Source organism: Halobellus captivus, assembly GCF_007655485.1.
GTDB classification, from domain to species: Archaea; Halobacteriota; Halobacteria; order Halobacteriales; family Haloferacaceae; genus Haloquadratum; species Haloquadratum captivum.
The window spans coordinates 51484-55469 of sequence record NZ_VJXQ01000008.1 but is presented as its reverse complement, the minus strand read 5'-3'; the positions used below and the strand labels follow the sequence as shown (position 1 = coordinate 55469).

General features: G+C 59.1%; 5 protein-coding genes and 1 pseudogene. 4 read left to right on the top strand and 2 right to left on the bottom strand.

Annotation, left to right across the window (positions count from 1 at the left end; all coding sequences use genetic code 11):
- Positions 1 to 346 precede the first annotated feature (346 nt).
- Entirely contained in the window at positions 347 to 763 is a 417-nt protein-coding gene (nikR, locus tag FJT57_RS15475; protein WP_144906710.1) for a nickel-responsive transcriptional regulator NikR, read from the bottom strand.
- A gap of 123 nt (positions 764 to 886) precedes the next feature.
- Between nikR and FJT57_RS15470 the strand changes: the two genes are divergently transcribed.
- The 4 genes from FJT57_RS15470 to FJT57_RS15455 are packed head-to-tail and all read left to right on the top strand — an operon-like array spanning position 887 to position 3436.
- On the top strand, positions 887 to 1543 hold the full coding sequence (locus FJT57_RS15470) for an energy-coupling factor ABC transporter permease (protein WP_144906708.1): 657 nt from the start codon (positions 887 to 889) through the stop codon (positions 1541 to 1543).
- On the top strand, positions 1540 to 1839 hold the full coding sequence (locus FJT57_RS15465; RefSeq protein ID WP_144906706.1) for a PDGLE domain-containing protein: 300 nt from the start codon (positions 1540 to 1542) through the stop codon (positions 1837 to 1839). Before FJT57_RS15470 ends, FJT57_RS15465 begins: the two co-directional genes overlap by 4 nt.
- A complete protein-coding gene (gene cbiQ / locus FJT57_RS15460; RefSeq protein ID WP_144906704.1) occupies positions 1836 to 2648 on the top strand; it encodes a cobalt ECF transporter T component CbiQ in 813 nt (270 codons plus the stop codon). The genes FJT57_RS15465 and cbiQ overlap by 4 nt, the downstream gene beginning before the upstream one ends.
- Entirely contained in the window at positions 2636 to 3436 is an 801-nt protein-coding gene (locus tag FJT57_RS15455) for an energy-coupling factor ABC transporter ATP-binding protein (protein WP_144906702.1), read from the top strand. Before cbiQ ends, FJT57_RS15455 begins: the two co-directional genes overlap by 13 nt.
- Before the next feature lie 360 nt (positions 3437 to 3796).
- Here FJT57_RS15455 and FJT57_RS16755 read toward each other — a convergent pair.
- Positions 3797 to 3986: pseudogene (locus FJT57_RS16755) on the bottom strand (IS701 family transposase); the annotation flags it as partial.

Below are 3986 nucleotides of genomic sequence, written 5' to 3'. Positions count from 1 at the left end.
CTCACTCTTCATCCTTAACTAAACACGACCCGATCATCGATCACCTGTTACATTGCACGGGGATCTGTGTCGTCGAGCGCTTCTGAGGTCTATTGACCGAACCGACCTGGAGATGCCGGCCGACAACTGCGAGAACGGCGCCGAGGGCCCCGACACCCCCGGGATAGTAGTCTGGCCGCTGGTTCGATGAACGCGTATCTTGGATGCCTATCAGCCCCTATTACAGTAAAATTAGCTTTTGAGGATTGGTATTCGGTGCTTGAGTTCTTGGAAATCCCACGCTGCCATAGAGGCTTGTGAGGGAAATTGTACACGATTTCCAGGAGCTCTAACTGAGGGTTGTTGGCTATCGGTCTGCTTCGACAACGGTCAGTTTGACCTGCTTGACGCCTTTCAATGGTCGAATCTGGGACAAGAACGTCTCGATTTGCTCTCCCCTCCCATCGACAGCAATGGACTCAAGACACAGGTTGTCGCTGAGATGGACGTGATGTGATGCGATGATCGTCTCCGTGAAGTTATGCTGGAGTTCGGTCATCACGTTAGTCACCCCACTATGGTCATGTTCGTAGAGGACAACCACAGTCCCCCTAAGCATACCGGAGAGGTCAGTTTGCTGGTTAAATTCGGTAACAAACGCGCGAAGAGCGTCCCTGGTCGCCTCGGATCGGCTGTTGTATTCCCCAGCATCTACCACCCCGTCCAGCTGAGCGAGGAGACTCGGCGGAAGGGTGATGCTCATTCGGTCAACGTCTTCGGTCATAAGTCGGTATTTTCCCAGCCAGCGGTTAATCGATGGCGAGCCTTGATGTGAATCATTGTCTTAGCAGTATTATCTGCACAACCAAAAGTATTATTATCACCCTGAGCATCGTTAGTGGTACGAATGCACATACCAGATGGATTTCTCGACCTGTGGGTAGCAGGGGCGTTCTGGCTCGGCTCCGGAGTGATAATCGGGATCGCAGTCAGGCGCGCCAAGGGAGAACTCGGGAACGAGCGAACGCCGCTCCTTGGCGTGGTCGCGGCGGGAATCTTCGCCGCGCAGATGCTGAACTGGCCGATTCCTGGCGGGACCAGCGCCCACTTCGTCGGCGGCGCGTTTGCCGGGATCCTCCTCGGGCCATACCTTGGCGTGCTCGCGATGACGGCCGTCGTCACGATCCAGGCGCTCGTGTTCGGCGATGGGGGAATCGTCGCGCTCGGTGGGAACCTGTTCGCGATGGCAGTCGTTGACGTGTTCGTCGGCTACGGGCTGTTCCGCGCGAGCAGGCGCTTCCACGAGACCGGTGCCGCCTTCGTGGCCGGGTGGGGCGCGATCACTGTCTCGGCGCTGGTGGTCGGCCTCGGTGTCGGTCTCTCGTCGGCGTTCGCCTACGAGGTCGGCGTGACGGTACCGATTATGGTCGTCGGCCACGCCCTGCTCGGCCTCATCGAGGGGGCGATCACGGCCGCCGTCTACGGGTACGTCGCGGACGCCCGGCCGGATCTGGTGCTGGGTCGCTTCTCGGACGACGCGCTCGCGCCGGAGGTGGGCCTATGAACACCGTCTCGACGGCCTCCTGGATGCGGCGGGCGCTCCTCTTCGTCCTCGCGCTCGTGATCCTCGCGCCCGCGTTCGGGTGGGCGTCGGGGGCCGTCGGCTACGCCGAACCGCTGGAGAACGCCGCCGAAGCGACGGGTGCCGCCGACGCCGCCAGCGCGATCAATCCCGGTCTCCTCCCGGACTACTCGGTGTTAGGGCTCGCACCGCCGCTCGGAACGCTCGTCTCGGCTGTGGTCGGGACGTCCCTCACTCTAGCGGTCGCCCTCGGACTCGGTCGACTCCTAGAACTGTGACCGGCGTTGTCGCCCGCTCCGCTGAGTCGATCACGGGCGCGCTCCGTGCCGTCTTCACGGCCGAACAGGTTGCCGCTGGAGACGGGTTCCTGCAGCAACGAGACCCTCGCGTGACTCTCCTCTCAGTTAGCGGGTTCGCCATAGCCGTGATGCTCACGCGGTCCCTCTCGGTTACGGTTATGTTCGGACTTATAACGGCTGTGCTTGCGTGGCTCTCAGCTGTCCCGTTGCGGAGACTGGCTACCCGCTGTGCGGTCGCCCCCTTCGTTTCTGCTCTGATTGTCTTCCCGCAAGTTGTGTTGCTCCCTGGTGACCCACTCGTCCAGGTGTTCGGACTGGCCGTCACCGATGCCGGCGTCGCGTACGTCGTCCTGTTCACGATGCGCGTCGGCGTTGGTGTGGCACTCCTATCGCTGATCGTGATGACGACCAAGTTCTCGTCGATCATAGCCGCGATGCGGGAATTGCGAATTCCGGTCACCCTCGTATGGGTCATTGCAGTTACCTACCGGTACCTGTTCCTGTTCTTCGACGAACTGTGGCGGCTGATCCTCGCCCGAAACAGCCGAACGACCGGTCGATTAGGTTCCCGTGGTGGATGGTATGACGCAAAGCAACTCGCGGGTATCTTCCTCCTGAGAACGCTTGACTGTGGCGAGCGCGTCGGGCAGGGGATGCGGGCCCGCGGTGGCGACCGGCCGCCGTCCCCCTATCGGAGGTCGCGAACAATAGATATGTACGACTATACGCTAGCAGCGCTGGCGGTCATCGTTATGGTTGGAACAGTGGTGATTCGATGGGGCCTGTGATCGAAGCTCAAGGTCTCTCATACGAATATCCAGATGGAACGACTGCAATACGAAACGTGGACACGACCGTCGAACGAGGAGAACGAGTTGCGGTCGTCGGTGCGAACGGCTCAGGGAAGAGCACGCTCCAACTCGCCCTCGGTGGGCTCATCGACCCATCGACGGGATCGGTACGCTACTTCGGGGAGACGACTGACGCCGAAGCAGTCAGAGAGCGACTCGGCGTGCTGCTCCAGGACCCGGACGACTACCTATTCAATGCGACCGTCCGCGAAGACATCGAGTACGGACCAGCACAGCTCGGTGTACCACGCGACGTTGCCGAGCGCCGCGTCGACCGGCTCGCGGACCAACTCGGATTGCTCGACCTGCTTGACCGGCCGCCGTTCCGTCTCTCAGGGGGGGAAAAACAGCGGGCCGCCGTGGCGAGTGTCTTTGCGTTCGATCCCAACGTGCTGCTGCTGGATGAACCATTTGGAGCCGTTGATCCTCAGTATCGGGAACGTATCCTTGATCTAGTCACTGATCACGAGGGGACGTTTCTACTGTTCACACCATCGCTTGATATGGTGCCTGAAGTCGCTGAGCGGGTGATCCTTGTCGGACAGAACGGGTCGATAGTCGCAGACAGATCCGTGCGGGAGGTCCTGACGGACAGTTCCTTGTTGGTGGAGAACGGACTTCGACCGCCAGCCCCGGTAGAGATGTTTGAGGGAGTTCTCGATAGAGATGAACTTCCGCTAACCGTCTCAGAAGCACGACGCTATCTCCTGAAGAGGGAGCAGTAGATAGCTTACTAGATCATTTAGACTAAGGGGTGCAGTTGTCGGGCGTTTCTTCGTCCCGGCTAGTGTTGCGGGAGATACGATTGTGTCTAGCTGATGGTCGTGTTTAGTTACTTGACTTCGTCTCCGAGACTCGCATCGTCTCTCATTGAGGAACCTCCTTTCGGACGGCGACGTACTCGACATCGTAGTTCACTCCACACTCATCGCAGAACCAACTCTCACACAGACCGTTGGGATTGAACTGAGAATCACCTATCCGTTCGGTGGTCTCGCTTTCACCGCAAGACGGGCAGGCGAATGGATCTACGTCTCGGAACAGTAGAGCATATCGAAGAGATAGGTGTCAGCCGGGACACCTATCTCGATGAGTTCGTCAACGAGTTCGATAGCGAGTTCAATCCGGCGTTTATCGTTTTTCTTGTAGAGGCGAAAGCCAAGTGGGTAGGTGGTTTTCTCGTCGGCATAGAGTGCGTAGATGAGGTTCTGTCCCCAGATGTAGCTGTGAAGGCCGTGATCATAGAATTTCCCTACGTGAGGGATGTTCTCGCCA

Bases quoted from the DNA above. Each gene is read 5' to 3' on its own strand.
- nikR (WP_144906710.1), bottom strand. From the start codon at position 763: ATGACCGAAGACGTTGACCGAATGAGCATCACCCTTCCGCCGAGTCTC.
- FJT57_RS15470 (WP_144906708.1), top strand. From the start codon at position 887: ATGCACATACCAGATGGATTTCTCGACCTGTGGGTAGCAGGGGCGTTC.
- FJT57_RS15465 (WP_144906706.1), top strand. From the start codon at position 1,540: ATGAACACCGTCTCGACGGCCTCCTGGATGCGGCGGGCGCTCCTCTTC.
- FJT57_RS15455 (WP_144906702.1), top strand. From the start codon at position 2,636: ATGGGGCCTGTGATCGAAGCTCAAGGTCTCTCATACGAATATCCAGAT.